This is a genomic window from Streptomyces sp. NPDC015032, assembly GCF_043080425.1.
Lineage (GTDB): Bacteria > Actinomycetota > Actinomycetes > Streptomycetales > Streptomycetaceae > Streptomyces.
Map to the genome: position 1 here is coordinate 43868 of NZ_JBIBVN010000042.1, position 15182 is coordinate 59049.

Sequence of the window (15182 nt, forward strand, 5' to 3'; positions counted from 1 at the left end):
TCGCCGATTATGTGAGCGCGTGGACTCCAGACGTCCGATCGCGCACGTCGCAGCGGAAACCGGGATCTCCCGCCGCTGCCTGGCCAAGTGGTACGCACGCTGGCGCGCACGGCGAGAGCTGGCTGCCCGATCACTCCTCCCGCCCTGCCACGAGCCCGGACCGGGGAGGACAGCGCGGACCTGGTGGAGGTGTTGCGGCGGCAGACCAAGTCCTCCAGTCACAGCCCTTCCGCCAACCGTTGGATCGCCCTCCAGCGTGGGGCGTCGTCATCAGGGACGTCCGGAGACGAGAAGTGGAAAGGCACGTTGAGGTGGCCGGCCAGCGCCTGGCCGGCCACGGCGGCAGCGACGCCAGGAGGAGGGCCGTCAGGTCGGTTGTAGACGGTCGCCAGGTGGCCCTCCCCCTCCGGGGCGTCCAGGACCGCGATCAGGAGCACGAACCAGTCGTGGGCTGTATCGCCGTCCCACAGCGCTTCCACCGCTGCCACACGGCCGGGGAAGGCCGCGGCGCGGGCTGCGAGCGAAGGGAGGTCCAGCGGATCGGGTGGCGTGCGCTGCACGCGGTCGCCCAGGGCCTCGTATCGCGCGTGTACCACCCGTTCGGCTTCGTGCAGGCCCACCCCCAGCGGGCGCAGCGCCTCCCAGACGGACCTGACCGCCGACAGTCGGCGGTCGCGCAGCACGTCGACATCGACCTCTCGGCGGATCCGTTCCTCCAAGTAGCCCCACCATCCGCTCACTGGGCCTCCAGCCGGCATCTCAGGGCGCGCGTCATAGGTGTGAACGTACGTCAGGGCTCGGTGCTCGCCCCGCCGTTCCCTTCGTGGCGCTGTCGAATCTCGGACAAAGCCACTGCGCCAAATCCTGGCCAGTTGACAGGCGATGGCGCCAAGCGCGCCCGCCGTGTATACCTGCCCCGGACCGAATCCCTCAGTTCGCCCGCAGAGGTTCACCAGCCCTTACCGTGCCGCGTATGGCACCCGATACCTCCACCACGACCGCACCCGCGCTAACCGCGCGGGCCGAGTACGACACCGACTGGCACGTCTACATCGACGACCCTGCCCAGGGCCCACTCGGCTACTGCACCGGCACCGGGCCCGACGAGCCGTTCGACCCCGACGCCGCCAACCGGGCCCTGAAGCAGGGCGGCTGGCACGTCACGAGCCCCTGGACGGAGACGTCGCCGACCGACGACGCCCCCTACACCGCGACCGTCGAGAAGGCCGGCCCCCTGCCGGAGGTCTCGGAGGATTAGGCGCGCTTGGGCTTCGTCCGCTTCTTCACCGGGGGCTTCCCCGCCGCCTTCTTGCGGGGTTTCATCTCGTGGATGTCGGCGTGCTCGCCGGTCTCGCCGCGGGCCTCCCGGGCCTTCTGCACGCTCGCGTTCAGGGCCGCCATCAGATCGACGACACCAGCGTCCGCACGTCCCTCCCCGGCCGGCGGCGCCGGCTCCTTGCCCTCGGTCTTGGCCTCGATGAGTTCTTCCAGCGCGTCGCGGTAGTGATCGCGGAACTGGCCGACGTCGTCGGTCGTCATCGAGTCGATCAGCTCCATCGCCCGGGCGAGTTCGTCCTCGTCCACGCCGACTGCCTTCTTCGCCGGGACGAGCTCGGCAGGGGAGCGCACTTCGTCCGGCCACCTCAAGGAGTGCAGCACGAGGGCCTCGCCGCGGATGGTGAGCAGCCCCAGACGCTCGCGGTCGTGCCAGGCGAACTTCGCGACGGCCGCCTTCGAGGCCCGCCCCAGGGCCTGGCGGAGCAATGTGTACGGCTTGGCGGCGACGGATCCCGCGGCCGCGAGGTAGTAGCTGTCGCCGATCCTCACCGGGTCGATGGAGGCGCGGTCGACGAACGCGACGATCTCGATCGCCCTCGCTGTGGGCAGCGGCATCTCGTCGAGCTCCTCGTCCGTGACAGGGATGACTTGGTCCCGGAGTTCGTACCCCTTGCCGATGTCTTCCTGTCCGAGGACCTCGCCGTCGATTTCGCAGACCTTCCGGGTGCGGATCCGGCCCATGTCGGCGAGGTGGACCTGACGGAACCGGACTGCGTGGTCCTCGGTTGCGGCCGAGACCCGGACGGGGATCGTGACCAGGCCGAAGCTGATGGCGCCGGTCCAGATCGTGGCTGGCATGCGGGCCTCCCGCCAGTTCGGTCTTCCTGTATTCCGATCGTGGTCGTGGTGCGGGGCCGGCGCATCCTCGCGGCCCGGATGAAGCTGCGAGAGGTGACAGCCGGGCGGCCTCGGCAGCAACCTCCTTCGCTGCCCTCAGCGCTCGGTTCGGCGTGTAGAAGATCGAGTAATGCCGCGCCGGCCGCTCGCGCGGCCGCGACGGTCGTGAGCCGCTCGGGCTGGGCATCGTGATCACGATGGTGCGGAATGGTCGTCCCGGCCGCCAGCGCGCCTCTCGTCCAGTTCGACGGCGTTCTCACCGCGGCCGCGTCCAACGGGTCGGTGACGCGACGCCCTCGACGGATGGGTGAGGCAGGTCACGTTACGCTTCCCTCTTCGTTTGCTGAGTTTCCGCAAATTTCCTTTACTGGGCCGGGGTTCTGCGTGTTCGCTGCTGGGAGGGGTGGCGTCCAGGGTGGCGCAGGGTGGCTAAATTCCGCCGGATGGGCGGCGGTGAACTGGTATGCGTCACCAGATATTCGCTCTCGGTAACTTTCTTCGGGTTGCCGCTGCACACGTCGGGGTCGACGGACGTCGTTGTGAGTGGAGGCACGCAACAGTGCACTCCAGGACCCGTCCGCGGGCCCTGCCCCAAGGAAGGAACCATCACCTGTGAACAGTCAACTCGCTGCGGATTTGCTCACTTTGGCCGTAGCGTTCCGAGTGTTCGGCCGTGACGCCGTTGCTCTCCTGCGCCGGATCGCGGTCGCCGGAGTAAAAGCCGGCGTGTCGGAGATCAGCCGCTGCGACGTGGAAAGGGATGTGTGGTGACCACGAACTGGACTCCTGATCCCGGCACTCCGCCCTCGATGGCCAGGCAGCGCCCGGATCTCGCCTTCGCCGCTTTCCATCAGATGAACCGGCCGGAGTACGTCCGCTACGCGCAGACCCTCCTGCACAACCGGCACGACGCCGAAGAAGCGACCGACAGCGCGTTCGAGCAGATCTACCGCAGGTGGGACCAGATCCTTCTCAAGGACAGCCCGGCTGCCTATGCCTGGACCGTCCTGCGGAACAAGGTCATCGACCACGCCCGGGCCCGGGACCGCCGCCCTCCCTTGATCGACGACGCCGCTTTCGACACCGTTGCCCTGCGCGACGCGGTCGACCCCATGGGCCAGGTCACCGAGACGCTCGCTCTCTTCAGGGCCTTACGGCAGCTCACCGAGCGACAGCACGACGTGATGGTCATGTTCTACCTCAACGGTCTTTCCGCACCCGAGGTCGCATCCGTCCTCGGCATGACCAGCGCCACCGTCCGTTCCACCGTCCGGCATTCCCTGCGCCGCCTTCACGAGATCCTCGGCCCCGATCACACCGCGGAAGGACTCCGATGACGTCCCACATCGAGGCGTTCCTCTCCCGGGCGCGGCTCGTCACCACTCCCTACAGCCAGGAAGACATCGACGCCGCCGAAGCCCGGCTCCTCGCACGAGTGCAAGCGCCCACCGTCCCGCGTCAAGCCCCCGCTCCCGCACCGGCGAGCATCCCGGAGACTCCGGAACAACACGCGGCCCAGAACCTGCAGACCCTGTGCAAGACGGTAGTCACCCGCACTGGCCTGCGCACCCTGGACGAGTTCATCACGCCGCACCTGCCCGAACCGCCCGGCGCACGCATGCTCGGATGCATACTGCAGCTCGCCGAAGCCGAGGAAGACGCCCGCTTCTGGTGGCAGTACGCCGCCGGCGCGGGCGACCCCGCCTCTTCGTACTGCCTCTACCTCCACCACCTGGCGCTCGGAGAACAGGGCGAGGCGCTGTGGTGGCGCCACCAGACCGAACTCGTCCAAGAGTCCCTCCCCGCCACGGACACCATCATCAACGCTCCCGCCGAGCCCGCAAGCGACGTGCCCGCCGCGGTTACCGCCGCGCTCACCGAAGTCACGTCCACCAGCGCGAACCTACTGCCCACCGTCCTTCGTATACTCGGCGCCCTCAAAGCCGAGCCCGACCCCATGCCGGCCGCTGTCGACGCTGTCCTCGACTACGTCCCCGCCGCCATCGGCTACGTCGACGACTTCGACCTCCCCATCACCGACCCCGACTTCACCGACCGCATCCGAACCCTGACCGCCGACACCACGCCAGCCCCCGCCCACCCCATTCGCAACCACCTCCAACGCCGCCCCAGAAGAACCGGGCCCGGCATCTCCGGAGCACGCCGTCACGTCATGAGGAGCTCGTGGGCCTGGGGGTGACAATCCACCGAGGTGCCGCAGCAGGCCGTGCTCCGGACGGCTGGCTACTCATCTGTGAAGTCCGCCTCCGGAGTGCAGATCTCGCACATCACCATGTACGGCTCACGGGTTGCGAGGCGTGCCTCCGTGCGGTTCAGGCGCTGCCCTGGACGGGGATAGACGGCGCAGTCGCCCCGGTGCAGCACCGGGGGCGCGTCTCCTCGTTTCGGGTGCACCTTCCATGACGGCTCCGCGTGTACCTGCTCGGCCTGGCGCAGCCTCTCGGCCTCTTGGCTCTCAAGGCTCCGGATCCGCGTGCGAACCTGCCGCAGCTGCCACTCCAGCCATTGTTCGAGGACCCGGTTCTTGTCCAGGTCCGATATGGCTTCGAGGCCAGGCACGACTACGCCGCCTCGTCCTTGGTGGGCTCGTGGGCGTGCTGCAGCGCCATGCGGGCGTCGACCAGTTCCGGGCCGCTCAGCGACTGCCAGTACTCGTGTGTGGCCACCTCGATGCTCAGCCGGAGGAGTTCCGCCTGGAACCGCACCACTTCCGCGGCCTGCTGCGGCGTGTACCCGGGAGAGTCCTCCTTGCGGGACTGGTAGGAGGAGTGGAGCTGCTTGTCCCCTTCCCAGCCGGGCATCGGCTCCGCCGACCACGGCAAAGTGGTGGCGTACTGCTTGTATGCGGCGCGGGTCTCGAGGAGAGCAAGCTGGGCTGCGCGGAGATCCTGGGGGAAGTTGTACTTGGACACACCGAGATGCTACATCTGTTCGAATTTCGGGCGTCAAAGGCCGCGCCGCGCATCCCCCGAACGTGCGATGGCCAGCGGGTCCGGCCCTTCACGACTCGGTTTCCGAGGCCCGCGATATCGTGAGGCTTCTGATGTCTGTCGTTTTTCATGATCTGGCGGGAGCATGCCGCGTGCCTGAGGACCCCATCGCACAGAGCGAGCTCGCTGCGCTGACCCGGCGTTTCGAAGAGGTCGCGGGGAAGACCGACCGCGAGTTCGGGATCATCAAGTCCGACCTGACCGCGGTACGCCTGCAGATCGGCAACCTGGACCAGAAGATCGAAGCTCTCGACAAGAAGATCGACCGGAACCAGGCCCAGATCATCGAGCTGCTCACTCAGCTTGTGGGTCGGCGCCCCCACGCCGGCTGACTTTCTCCGGGCCCGGCGCCCGGTTCTTGCCCGTACATGGCGACGGCCCCGACCAGGCGCATCTGGTCGGGGCCGTCGCGCACGCGCAGGTCAGCTTCCAGTGAGCAGGTGCTCCTGCCGGGCCTGGACCAGGCCGCGCCATGCGGAGCGGACGTCGTCGTCGCTCTTGGTCCAGCGGGTGGTCGAGGGCCCCGGCAGGGGCAGGGCGGCCATGAAGTGGGCGATGTCGGTGAAGTAGGCGAAGTCGCCGGTCGCGGTGAGTTCGCTCAGTCGGCTGATAGTGGCGGCCAGGTCCTGCTCCTCGCCGCGGACAGCGTGGTGGAAGGCGAGGGCGAGCTCCACGAAGCGGTGGAGGAAGGGGAGCCCGGCGGCCTCGATGTCGGCATGCAGGCCCTGGGCACGGTCGGTGGCGCCGTCGGTTCCGGCGTCCTTGACCAGGGCGACGACCTGGGCGAGGAGGGTGTTGGAGCGCTGATCGAGGCCGTCCAGGAGCTGGTGGGCGAGAGCGAGCTCGTCGCCGGCGCGGCCGGGGTCGGCGAAGGAGAGCGCGAGAGCAAGGCGGACCTGCGTCATGGCGCGCTCGCCGACGGCATTGTGCTGCTCGGCTTCGGCGCGGCCGGCTTCGAAGGCGGCGACGGCCTGGGCGGTATCGGCGTGGGACCAGTGGATGTCGCCGAGGACGCGGTGGTGGCGGCCTTTCCAGCCCAGGGTGGGGATGGCGGCCAGGGCGGTGGGGAAGTCGCCGGCGAGGCGGGCCAGGTTGGCAAGTCCCCGGCGGGCCTTGAGCGCGAGGCGGCCGTCGGTGTCGGCGACCTGCTGCATGCCGGTGCGGGCGGCGTCGTTCTGGCTGAGGTCCTTGTACGCCTTGGCCCGGTAGTACAGGGCCATCTCGGTCAGTTCGGCGGGCAGCAGGCCGGTGTCCAGGACGGCGGTGAGACGGTCGGCGGTGCGTTGGCGGTGCTCGTGCTGGCGGCGGGTGATCGCGGTGAGGAGCTCGGCCACGGCGTCGGCGGGGGTGTCCGGTACCGGGGCGGTGGGAGTGGGCAGGGCGAGGGGTTCCCAGACGGAGTCGTCGGTGTAGACGAAGGCGGCTTCGATGAGCCAGCCGAGGCCGGTCAGGTGGTGGTCGCGGGCCAGGCGCAGGCCCTGGCGCAGGCAGGCCACAAGGTGCATGCGGCTGGGTGCGAGGGCTGCGGTGTTCGTCCATTGGTCGCCGAGGGCGGCCAGGGCGCGGGTGGCCGCCCGGTGCCATTCAGCCGGTGTCCAGCGGTCGTCGCTGTGGTCGTCGTCGCGTACGGCGCTGCGGATCGCGCGGTGCAGGTGGTAGGGCCATAGGGCGTACGGATTCTCGGTGACCAGGGGCCGCTCGGCCAGGCGGCGGGCGGGGGCCTGCTGGGCAAGGCCGGCCGTTCGCGTGGCCAGGTCGAGGTCGAACGCGTCCAGCAGGCTGACGCTGCGCAGCAGGTGGCGTTCCTCTGGGGTGAGGTCGGAGAGGGTGCGGGCGAGGAGCGCGGGGAAGCTGCAGTCGAAGTCGGCGGCGGTGGGGGTGCGGCCGGTGCGCCGGATCTCCAGGAAGCGGGAGACGGCGAGGTCGAGGTGGAGGGGCAGGCCGTGGGAGCGGGCGGTGATCGAGGCCCGGATGTCGGCGCCGATAAGGGGCTGGTCGTCCTGGACCAGGCGGCGGGCGAGGTGGGTCTCGCAGTCCTCGGGGGAGAGGTCGCCGATCAGGAACTGCCGGACGGCGGGGCCGGTTGTCCGGGGCTGGGGGACCGCCAGGGAAGAGGGAACGGCGGCCAGGCCAGGCCAGGCGGCGGGGCCGGTCCAGTCGAGCTGGCCGTGCAGGCCGGGGTCGGCCCACTGCAGGCGGCTGCGGCCGCCGATGACGAAGAAGACGTTGGGCAGGAGCCAGATCAGGCGTTGCAGCAGCCGTTCGAAGTCCCGGTGGCGGTCGGCGGTGTCCTCGAAGGTGTCCAGCAGCACCACCGGCGTGAGCCGCTTCTTCGCGGGCAGCTGGTTGAGGTCCCAGGCCAGCAGGTGTGGGTAGTAGGACAGTGCCTCCAAGTCCGGGGTGGCTTCCAGCAGGGCCGCCGTCCGGGTCGCGCCGGCCAGGGCCCGGGCACGTTCCTGGCGTTCACGCAGCGCCGACACGAGCGCGGAGGTGAGCTGGCCGGCCGCCGAGCCGGCCAGTCCGGGCAGCGCCAGGGCGGCTGCGACCTCACCGACCCCGGCCTGCAACTGGCCGGGCAGCATGTTGGCGAAGCGGCCCGCCAGCCCGGAACGCCGGACGTACTCGTCCAGCGGCTCGCCGGGATGGACGTGCTCCCAGTAGTGGCGCAATGCCACATCGAAGGACGGCACGGTGCGGTCCAGGGCCCCGGCGAGCGCGAGGCGGATCGTCAGAATGACCCGCTCGAAGTCCGAGCCGGTCGACGCCGCCCGGGAAAGGTCGATCCGGATGGGCAGCACCCGGTCCGTCCAGGTGGGTGCGCCCCACTGCTCGGGGCGGTGCTCGGCAGCGGTGAGGGCTGCCTCGATCTTGCGGAGCAGGGTCGACTTCCCGACGCCGCCCACTCCGTGGAAGACGATCAGATTGCGACGGGGGGCTTCGAGGTCCTCCACGTCGAAGGACCGGTCGGCGATGTGGCGCAGGTGCTCCTCGAGCGCGGTGGCCACCAGGACCCACTGGCTGTGCCGGTCGGTGAACGCCTCCGCGACGTCGAACGCCGACGGGTCGTTGGAGCTGAACAGCGCACGCAAGTTGTCGGCCATGGTCCCCCCACAGGTGATCGTCTCAGCCCCAACCTATGCCGCCGGCAGCCGCGGGCGGGCACTGTGGCGGGCACGTCCGGCCCACGCCGGGTAATGGACGGAATACCGGCGGCGCTCAACAATGATCCTTTTGTCGTCTTCCCGTGGAAGAAGTTGGTTCTCGTGCACGATCCGGCAGACCCCTCCAGTTCCTCCGAGCCGGCCGATGCGGTCGGCCCGCAGGTCCCCGCTGATGTGGTGAGGGAGGTGATGGCCTGGTACACGCGTGAACTCCTGGCGGAGCGCCGTTCCTCCCACCCCGACCCGGAGCGGCTGGAGCACTTGCTCGCCCGGCAGCAGGAGTGCGTGCAGGACCGGGCGCGGCTGGGGGATGCCGACACGCAGGAGGCATCCCGTATCACCGCTCTCTACGCGGCCCGGCTGAAGGAGCTGGAGGCCGCTGGCCCGTAGCCGGCGTCGTTGCGGGCCCTGGGGAGGGGGAGGGCGGCCACGGGCGTGGGGCCGGTCAGTCTCCGCGGCTGGAGGTGGGCGGGCATCAGCGCTCGCGCCAGGCGGGATATCTGCTCCAGGTCGTGGCGGTAGTGCGGGAGCTCGGTGCGCAGGCGGCGCTGGAGGGCCCAGAAGCGTGCCGCCTCCTGGGAGGTGTAGGGGCGGGTCTGCTCGGCGAGCAGCACGTTAGCTGCGGCTCTCGGCCGTGACCAGGAGCCTTGAGGGGTGCGGTCGTTGCGGTAGAGGACGGTGCCGTCGCGCCGCCACACCATGACGGAGTCGGCCACCGGTTCCTGCTCGGCCGCGGCAACCGCGTCGGCGAGCACGGCGAGGTGCCGGTCGTGCCCGGAGGCGGTGGTGAACCGGCCGTGACCGCCCAGCCGGTTGACGTCGGCGCAGCGCACTGCGGTGCCCTGCCGGGAGTCGGCCGCCCGTACGGCCAGCACCACCAGTTCCACCCGGTAGCCCGCCCGCCGGTAGGCCATCGCGCTTTCCACGAAGGCGGCCGGGCTGCCGGGGGCGATCTCGATGGTCACGTCCCCGCGCCGTTCTCGTAGGGCCGCTTCGGCCATCGCCTGCCAGGCCCGGTAGTCCGCCCGGATCCGGTCCCCGGCCGTACGCGGCTCCTCGCGCAGCAGGTTGTAGTAGTCCGGGTGCATCGCTTTGAAGTCGTCGCCGCTGATCCGCGCGGGCCGGCCGCGCAGGGCCCGGCGCAGCACCTGTGCCTGACTGGTCTTGCCGGAGCCGGGCTGGCCCATGACGTATACCGCGACCGGTCGCTCCTGCGGCGTGATGCCCTCCAGGAGCGATGGCGCGATCAGCACGTCCCAGATCCACCGGTGCTCCTCGGCGGAAAGGCGGTGGTAGTCAACGCCCGGCGCCTCCCTCCTCGCCTGCGCAGTACGCCGCAGCGGCTCGGCCAGGGCGGCGGCACGCTCGCCGTCGCGTCGCACTGCCAGGGCCCAGTCCTCGGGCAGCCGGGGATCGTGCGCACGCCGGTCGGCATCGGCGAGCTGGCGGCGGAAAACACCGGTCTCCGCCGCGTCCCACGGGCGTAACCGCTCGGCCAGCAACGCCTCCCGGGCCCCGACCGGGCGGAGCCACCGGCCGTCGGGGGTGACTTCGTTGGCGTACAGGACCTCACCCGCGCGCCGCACGACGACGACACGGTCGGCCAGGCGCCCGGCCTCGATCTCGGCCAGGGCCGTGGGCAGCGCCGCCGCGCAGGCGTCGTGGTTGTCCCACCCCACGTACCGCGCCCGGCCTTCCTCGGCGAGCCGCAGGTACCGGTCCAGCACACCGAGCTGGGACACGGCCTCCGGTACTGCCAGGGCCACCACTTCGATCCGGTAGCCGGCCGCGCGGTAGGCCGCCACCGAGGCCAGCCACCCGGCCGGGTCGGCCAGGGCTTCCTCCGCCACGACGTCGTGCCGGCACGCCCGGGCGCGGGCTTCGACCTCGGCCTGCCAGGCGTACGTCTCCGGCCGCACCCGCACCCCGGCCGTCCGTACGTCCTCCGCCAGGAAGCCGGAGTAGCCGGGGTGAGCGGCCTTGTAGGCGTCCCGTTCCACCCGCACCGCACCGCCCCGCTGCTCCAGGGCTCCGTGTACCAGGTCCATCACGAGCGTCTTGCCGCTGCCGGCTTGCCCGGCCACGAACACAGCCACCGGGTGTTCCTGCGACACCGCGTCCGCCGTCAACTCCGACACGATCATCTTGGCGGACAACTCGCCGCACTCCTTCACTGACGTCTCCTGGCCGTGGTTGCGAGAGCGCGCCCCTGCGGGCCGTTCGGTATTGCCCTCATCGATCGCCCACCCTAGCACCCGTGATCGCAAAACGTGCGCGATTTGTACGGTGAAAGTATGCGCATTGTACGTTTCATGGGGTAGGGTGCTGGTCAGGAGGTAACCCATGTCCGAGTTGTTCGACGCGGTCGACGCGCTGGTCGCGTCCCGCGCCACGCTGCCGCCGCCGGCGGAGCGCAAGCGGCTGCGTGCCGCGCACGGTCTGACGATTGACGAGGTGGCAGGCGCGCTGAAGGTGCGGCGGGCCACGGTCAGCGGGTGGGAGTCCGGCAAGACCGAGCCCCGCCCGCCGGAGCGCGACGCGTATGCCCGGCTGCTGGACAAGCTCGCGGAGCTCTACCCCGCCGACGCGGCCTCGCCCGTCCAGGACGCTGCGGTGCCGGCCACGTTCACCGCCGCGCCCGCCCCGGCTCCGGAAGCACGGACTCTGTCCACAGGGCGGGCGCCCGAGGCTGCGGCCATGACTGCATCCGAGAACACCCAGACCAGCCCCGCTCCCGTCGCCGCTGCTCCGGCGGCTGCGCCGCGTCCGGCGCGCACCACCAGGCCGACGTCGTCGACGTCGCGCCGCCCGGGTGTGAAGAAGGCGGCCCCGGCGAACACCGCGGCGGGCGGCGCCGACCCGAGGTTCGAGAACGGGCCGTTGGCGGTCGTCGACGTCGAGGACGGGAAGGTGACGGCGTACTGCGTCGGCGGCCTGGTCCTGGACGTGCCCGCCAAGTCCCTGCCGTCGCTGGTGGGCTGGACGCTCAAGGAGGCGAAGCTCGGGCAGCCGAAGCTGTCCGGCCCGGGACGGCCGGCCGACCCGCTGCTCGTGCTCACCGAGGCCGCTCTGGAGCGCTACGGCCTCCCGGTCTCGTTCACGGCGGAGGAGAAGGACGCCGGTCGGATTCCGGAGGGTCACAAGGTCATCAAGCAGTTGGTGCGCGCTGACTGGAAGCTGACCAAGCGCGGGTTCGGACCGTGGGCGCGGATCTACCGTCCGGCCAGGGGTTCGGAGCGCCAGTGCGTGCAGCTGTGCATCCCGTCGTGGAACGCGCTGGACGCCCGGTTCTGGGGCGACGCCGCGCAGCTTCCGCCGGCGGAGCTCGCCCGCGTCCTGGGCGTCTACGCGTCGCGGGTGATGACGCCGCGCGGCTCCACCGCCGTCACCGGCCTGGAGCTGATGACCGCGTTGCACCCGCCGACCCACGCCGTGCGGGATGAGGAGACCGGCGTCCTGCGGCAGGCCGAGACCAAGACGCCCGGGTCGCTGGGCAGCGACCCGGTGGACTGCGCGCCGTGCGAGGCCCCGGACGGGCACCCGGTGGTCACTGCGCTGGATCTGCCGCGCTTCCACGTGCGGGGACCTGCGGAGAAGCTGTTCGAGGAGGCGTACGACTGGGCACGGCCGATGACCGATGCCGAGTGCACCCTGCGCTACCTGGTCGGCCTGGACGTGAACATGGCCTTCGCCGCCGGCGCGAACGGGCTGAACGTCGGCCTCGGTGAGCCGACGCACGTCAAGAACCCGGAGTTCGACCCGAAGCTGCCCGGCTCGTGGCTGGTCGACCTGTCCCACGTCGACCTGTCGAAGGTGAAGGTCGGCAAGGAGTGGGTGGAGCTGGACGGCTCGCTGCTGCCCTCCCCGTTCACGCCGAAGGGCGACCGCCCCACGGGCCCGGCCTGGTACGCGACGCCGACCGTCGCCTACGCCCAGGAGCTCGGCTACGACGTCGCGCCGATCGAGGCGTGGGTCCGGTACGACAACGGCCGCTACCTGGACGGCTGGTACCAGCGGCTGCGTGACGCCTACCTCGCCACGATGGCCGACCTCGGCGTCGACGCCGACCTGTCGCCGGAGGACTTCCTTGCGGCGATGGACGGCTACAAGGAGCGCGACCCGGAGCTGGGAATCGTCGTCTCGGCGATCAAGGCGACGGTCAAGGGCGGCATCGGCAAGCTGCGCGAGCGGCCCCGGGGCGAGGGCTGGCGGCCGGGCGAGCGGTGGCGCGCCCTGGAGCGCCCGACGTGGCGGCCGGACATCCGGGCGGCGGTCATCTCCCGCACCCGGATCAACCTGCACCGCAAGATCGTCAAGCATGCGGCGTTCACCGGGCAGTACCCGATCGCGATCCTGTCCGACTGCGTCGTCTACGCGGCCAACGGGCCCTCGCCGTTGGACTTCCTGCCCTACCGGGAGGGCAAGCCACTGCCTGGCGGATTCAAGCTCGGCATCAACCCCGGCCTGGTCAAGCACGAAGGCACCCAGTCCGTCCTGTGGGGCGAGGAAGTCCGCGAGCGGTTCAACGCCCCGGAGCTCAACCTCGCCCGGTCCATCAAGGACGGCACCGTCACCGATGTCGACAACGGAGAGTAGGAGAAGGCGACAATGAGCCTGATCGGGGACGGCCTGGACGCCGCGGTGCAGAAGGCGTTCACCCGCCCGGCACCGAAGAACGCGGGCCCGCAGATGCGGTACCTGGTCAAGCAGCTGGGCGGCACCAAGCCGGTCGCCCAGATGCTGCGGGTCTCCCAGCGCACCGTCGAGCGGTACGTGAAGGACCAGATCAAGAAGCCCCGCCCGGACCTCGCCGCGCGCCTGGAGCGCGAGGTAAAGAAGAGGTGGCAGCCGCAGATTCGGGCGAAGGCCAAGGCCAAGGCGGCGAGCACGGGCGGCATCGTCATCGACACCCGGGCCCGCATGGGCTACACCGCGCCGATCGGATCGACGGACCAGGACCGCATCCGGCACCTGACCGTCGCTCTGCCGCCCGTCTACGCCGCCCGCCTCTTCGAGGCCCAGGAGGCCGGCGCCAGCGACGCCCGCCTTCAGGAGATCGCGGCCGAAGCACTCAAGGAGGTGTACTTCCAGGACGGCGGCCGCCGCGCCGGAAGCCTGGAAGAGGTCCGGTTCACGGACATCGAGCACCTCGAGTTCGACCTGTAGCAGCCGCGCCCCGAACAGCCCGCGAGCCCGGACCGATGCGGTCCGGGCTCGCTCGCACCACGTCCGTCGGGCCGCTAGATGCTGGACGCGGGAAGTGCGCGAAGGAGGCTGGCAGCGATGGCGATCAGGGCCTCTGCCTCACCGATGCCGACGCACCCGCCCTGCGGGCCGATGACCTTCTGCTGCCCCATGGCAAAGCGGCGGCCTCGACGTCCGGCGGCGTGTAGCAGGCAGCACAGCAGGGCGTTGTAGATCATGGCCCCCGGTCGACAACTACGCGATATTGCAACTAAGTTCAGCGCCGACGACTCCGCCGCTGACATGATGCTGAGCGTAGGACAAGCGTTCAAATGCCTGTGCGGGGGGCGTAATGGAGGCCAGTGAAGTCGCGGCGGCTGCCGTTGCAGTAGTGGCCGCAGCCATCACGGGGACAGCAAGCACGGTAGGCGAGCAGACCGGTGCAGCAATCGCGCAGGTCGTACGCGATCGACTGGGGGCGTCGAGTCGAGGCCGGACCGCTTTAGCGGACCTGGAGGAATCCGACGGTTCCCCCGAGTCCCAGGCAGCGGCGTCAGCGGTGCTTGCCGAGGAAGTCGGCTCCGACCCACAGCTGTATCGAGCATTGACGGTTCGCCTAAACGAGCCGAGTGTGACGGACGGCGTCCACATCGACCGCAGCCGGATACGAGGAGACGCTCCGATACTCGTCGGCAACGGAACCCTGAACTTTACGAAACCGACTTCGGCGGCCGGCATGGTGGCACTCGCGCTGGCTGTGCTGGTGGTCGTCGGTGTGATCGCCCTCGCCATCTACGGCTCAAAGCAGGTTCTAACCGACGACTCCCCGCCAAGCAGCCACGGCCCCACGGCCGCGACGCCCGACGCACGCGGAAACTCGGCCACTGACGGAACCAGCGGCCAGGCAACCATCGAACCTCGTGCGCTGAGCGAGTCCGAAGTCGCCACCGTGGTCCCCGACCTTGAGGACATGCCAGCGGGATGGACAAGCTTCAGCAAGCGAAACGGATTCCGCCCAGAAGAGACCAAACGCTGTACTCGCGGCACAGCTATCTACGAGTACCCGGAGAGGAACGGCGGCAGCCTTCAGGCGGCCTACATCACGTCCTCGTGTGCAGATTTCCCGTCGGTTGTTACTTTCTACGACGAAGGGCTGAGGTACTTCAAGCAAGAGCATCCCGAGGCCACACACATCTCTATGCCACCGTGCGGAGACAAGAGCACCGCCATCACCTTCGACAGAACGGGTCCGATACCCTCCGAGAACGGCAAGTACGTCCGAATGCAGTCTCTGGTAGGAGCGGTGTACCTCCAACTGAGCTATGGCCCGATCGACAACGGCGCGGACACGATGGACTCCCTGGATAGGTTGCAGGGGTTCATAAGCGAGTTCTGCGACAGGGCCCTTGCGTCCCAGACTGCCGGGTGAACGAGTCCGGCTATACGGGCAGTGCGATGGTCACAGAGCCTCGCGCAGTGCCTGGGCCAGGAAGTCGTTCGCGGCGTTCCCCGGGTGGTTGACGCGCTGGGCGAACACGGGGTGCCGGTAAGAACCCTGTCAGTGCGCCACGAGGCGCTGTTGTTTCGGACGGAGGTGGAAGACCACCGTCGCTTCGCCGTCGTAGCGGCGAGGTGAAGCGGGAGGCAGCCT

The 15182-nt window shown here is 69.9% G+C and carries 16 protein-coding genes; 9 read left to right on the forward strand and 7 right to left on the reverse strand.

Annotated features, from left to right (window positions below; translation table 11 throughout):
- Positions 1 to 218: 218 nt before the first annotated feature.
- The gene (locus ACF08M_RS35325; RefSeq protein ID WP_392189373.1) at positions 219 to 740 is read right to left on the reverse strand and encodes a hypothetical protein; all 522 of its coding nucleotides are present in this window, start codon (positions 738 to 740) and stop codon (positions 219 to 221) included.
- A 233-nt stretch (positions 741 to 973) separates the two neighbouring features.
- Here ACF08M_RS35325 and ACF08M_RS35330 point away from each other — a divergent pair, with 233 nt between their 5' ends.
- Positions 974 to 1258 (forward strand): hypothetical protein, encoded by a 285-nt coding sequence (locus ACF08M_RS35330; protein WP_392189374.1) that lies wholly within the window; start codon positions 974 to 976, stop codon positions 1256 to 1258.
- Here ACF08M_RS35330 and ACF08M_RS35335 read toward each other — a convergent pair.
- On the reverse strand, positions 1255 to 2136 hold the full coding sequence (locus ACF08M_RS35335) for a Ku protein (RefSeq protein ID WP_392189375.1): 882 nt from the start codon (positions 2134 to 2136) through the stop codon (positions 1255 to 1257). The genes ACF08M_RS35330 and ACF08M_RS35335 overlap by 4 nt on opposite strands.
- A gap of 651 nt (positions 2137 to 2787) precedes the next feature.
- On the opposite strand from ACF08M_RS35335, the gene ACF08M_RS35340 reads away from it, so the two are divergent.
- The 3 genes from ACF08M_RS35340 to ACF08M_RS35350 are packed head-to-tail and all read left to right on the forward strand — an operon-like array spanning position 2788 to position 4375.
- The gene (locus ACF08M_RS35340; RefSeq protein ID WP_392189376.1) at positions 2788 to 2946 is read left to right on the forward strand and encodes a hypothetical protein; all 159 of its coding nucleotides are present in this window, start codon (positions 2788 to 2790) and stop codon (positions 2944 to 2946) included.
- Complete coding sequence (locus ACF08M_RS35345) at positions 2943 to 3512, forward strand: RNA polymerase sigma factor (protein ID WP_392189377.1); 570 nt, start codon at positions 2943 to 2945, stop codon at positions 3510 to 3512. Before ACF08M_RS35340 ends, ACF08M_RS35345 begins: the two co-directional genes overlap by 4 nt.
- Positions 3509 to 4375 carry a hypothetical protein gene (locus ACF08M_RS35350; protein ID WP_392189378.1) on the forward strand — a complete coding sequence of 289 codons (867 nt, stop codon included), beginning with the start codon at positions 3509 to 3511 and terminating at the stop codon, positions 4373 to 4375. Before ACF08M_RS35345 ends, ACF08M_RS35350 begins: the two co-directional genes overlap by 4 nt.
- Before the next feature lie 44 nt (positions 4376 to 4419).
- Here ACF08M_RS35350 and ACF08M_RS35355 read toward each other — a convergent pair whose 3' ends face one another.
- Together ACF08M_RS35355 and ACF08M_RS35360 are read right to left on the reverse strand one after the other, a co-directional pair.
- Entirely contained in the window at positions 4420 to 4755 is a 336-nt protein-coding gene (locus ACF08M_RS35355) for a DUF6233 domain-containing protein (protein ID WP_392189379.1), read from the reverse strand.
- Between the two features lie 2 nt (positions 4756 to 4757).
- Positions 4758 to 5108: a hypothetical protein gene (locus ACF08M_RS35360; RefSeq protein ID WP_392189380.1), complete on the reverse strand. Its 351-nt coding sequence runs from the start codon at positions 5106 to 5108 to the stop codon at positions 4758 to 4760.
- Positions 5109 to 5278: 170 nt separating this feature from the next.
- Here ACF08M_RS35360 and ACF08M_RS35365 point away from each other — a divergent pair, with 170 nt between their 5' ends.
- On the forward strand, positions 5279 to 5518 hold the full coding sequence (locus ACF08M_RS35365) for a hypothetical protein (protein WP_392189381.1): 240 nt from the start codon (positions 5279 to 5281) through the stop codon (positions 5516 to 5518).
- A 90-nt stretch (positions 5519 to 5608) separates the two neighbouring features.
- Here ACF08M_RS35365 and ACF08M_RS35370 read toward each other — a convergent pair whose 3' ends face one another.
- On the reverse strand, positions 5609 to 8287 hold the full coding sequence (locus tag ACF08M_RS35370) for an ATP/GTP-binding protein (RefSeq protein WP_392189382.1): 2679 nt from the start codon (positions 8285 to 8287) through the stop codon (positions 5609 to 5611).
- Positions 8288 to 8380: 93 nt separating this feature from the next.
- Between ACF08M_RS35370 and ACF08M_RS35375 the strand changes: the two genes are divergently transcribed.
- The gene (locus tag ACF08M_RS35375; protein WP_392189383.1) at positions 8381 to 8737 is read left to right on the forward strand and encodes a hypothetical protein; all 357 of its coding nucleotides are present in this window, start codon (positions 8381 to 8383) and stop codon (positions 8735 to 8737) included.
- Here the strand turns inward: ACF08M_RS35375 and ACF08M_RS35380 are convergent.
- On the reverse strand, positions 8695 to 10503 hold the full coding sequence (locus ACF08M_RS35380) for a zeta toxin family protein (RefSeq protein ID WP_392189384.1): 1809 nt from the start codon (positions 10501 to 10503) through the stop codon (positions 8695 to 8697). The two genes, ACF08M_RS35375 and ACF08M_RS35380, sit on opposite strands and share 43 nt — an antisense overlap.
- A 187-nt stretch (positions 10504 to 10690) precedes the next feature.
- On the opposite strand from ACF08M_RS35380, the gene tap reads away from it, so the two are divergent.
- Together tap and tpg are read left to right on the forward strand one after the other, a co-directional pair.
- Positions 10691 to 12943: a telomere-associated protein Tap gene (gene tap / locus ACF08M_RS35385; RefSeq protein ID WP_392189385.1), complete on the forward strand. Its 2253-nt coding sequence runs from the start codon at positions 10691 to 10693 to the stop codon at positions 12941 to 12943.
- Between the two features lie 12 nt (positions 12944 to 12955).
- Entirely contained in the window at positions 12956 to 13513 is a 558-nt protein-coding gene (gene tpg / locus ACF08M_RS35390) for a telomere-protecting terminal protein Tpg (protein ID WP_392189386.1), read from the forward strand.
- 74 nt (positions 13514 to 13587) lie between these two features.
- Here the strand turns inward: tpg and ACF08M_RS35395 are convergent, their stop codons facing one another.
- Positions 13588 to 13770, reverse strand: coding sequence for a hypothetical protein (locus tag ACF08M_RS35395; protein WP_392189387.1), 183 nt, complete (start codon positions 13768 to 13770; stop codon positions 13588 to 13590).
- Positions 13771 to 13883: 113 nt separating this feature from the next.
- Between ACF08M_RS35395 and ACF08M_RS35400 the strand changes: the two genes are divergently transcribed.
- Positions 13884 to 14960: a hypothetical protein gene (locus ACF08M_RS35400; RefSeq protein WP_392189388.1), complete on the forward strand. Its 1077-nt coding sequence runs from the start codon at positions 13884 to 13886 to the stop codon at positions 14958 to 14960.
- Positions 14961 to 15182: the final 222 nt, after the last annotated feature.

Bases quoted from the DNA above. Each gene is read 5' to 3' on its own strand.
- ACF08M_RS35375 (WP_392189383.1), top strand. From the start codon at position 8,381: ATGGACGGAATACCGGCGGCGCTCAACAATGATCCTTTTGTCGTCTTC.
- ACF08M_RS35330 (WP_392189374.1), top strand. From the start codon at position 974: ATGGCACCCGATACCTCCACCACGACCGCACCCGCGCTAACCGCGCGG.
- ACF08M_RS35350 (WP_392189378.1), top strand. From the start codon at position 3,509: ATGACGTCCCACATCGAGGCGTTCCTCTCCCGGGCGCGGCTCGTCACC.
- ACF08M_RS35370 (WP_392189382.1), bottom strand. From the start codon at position 8,287: ATGGCCGACAACTTGCGTGCGCTGTTCAGCTCCAACGACCCGTCGGCG.
- ACF08M_RS35395 (WP_392189387.1), bottom strand. From the start codon at position 13,770: ATGATCTACAACGCCCTGCTGTGCTGCCTGCTACACGCCGCCGGACGT.
- ACF08M_RS35335 (WP_392189375.1), bottom strand. From the start codon at position 2,136: ATGCCAGCCACGATCTGGACCGGCGCCATCAGCTTCGGCCTGGTCACG.
- tpg (WP_392189386.1), top strand. From the start codon at position 12,956: ATGAGCCTGATCGGGGACGGCCTGGACGCCGCGGTGCAGAAGGCGTTC.
- ACF08M_RS35400 (WP_392189388.1), top strand. From the start codon at position 13,884: ATGGAGGCCAGTGAAGTCGCGGCGGCTGCCGTTGCAGTAGTGGCCGCA.
- tap (WP_392189385.1), top strand. From the start codon at position 10,691: ATGTCCGAGTTGTTCGACGCGGTCGACGCGCTGGTCGCGTCCCGCGCC.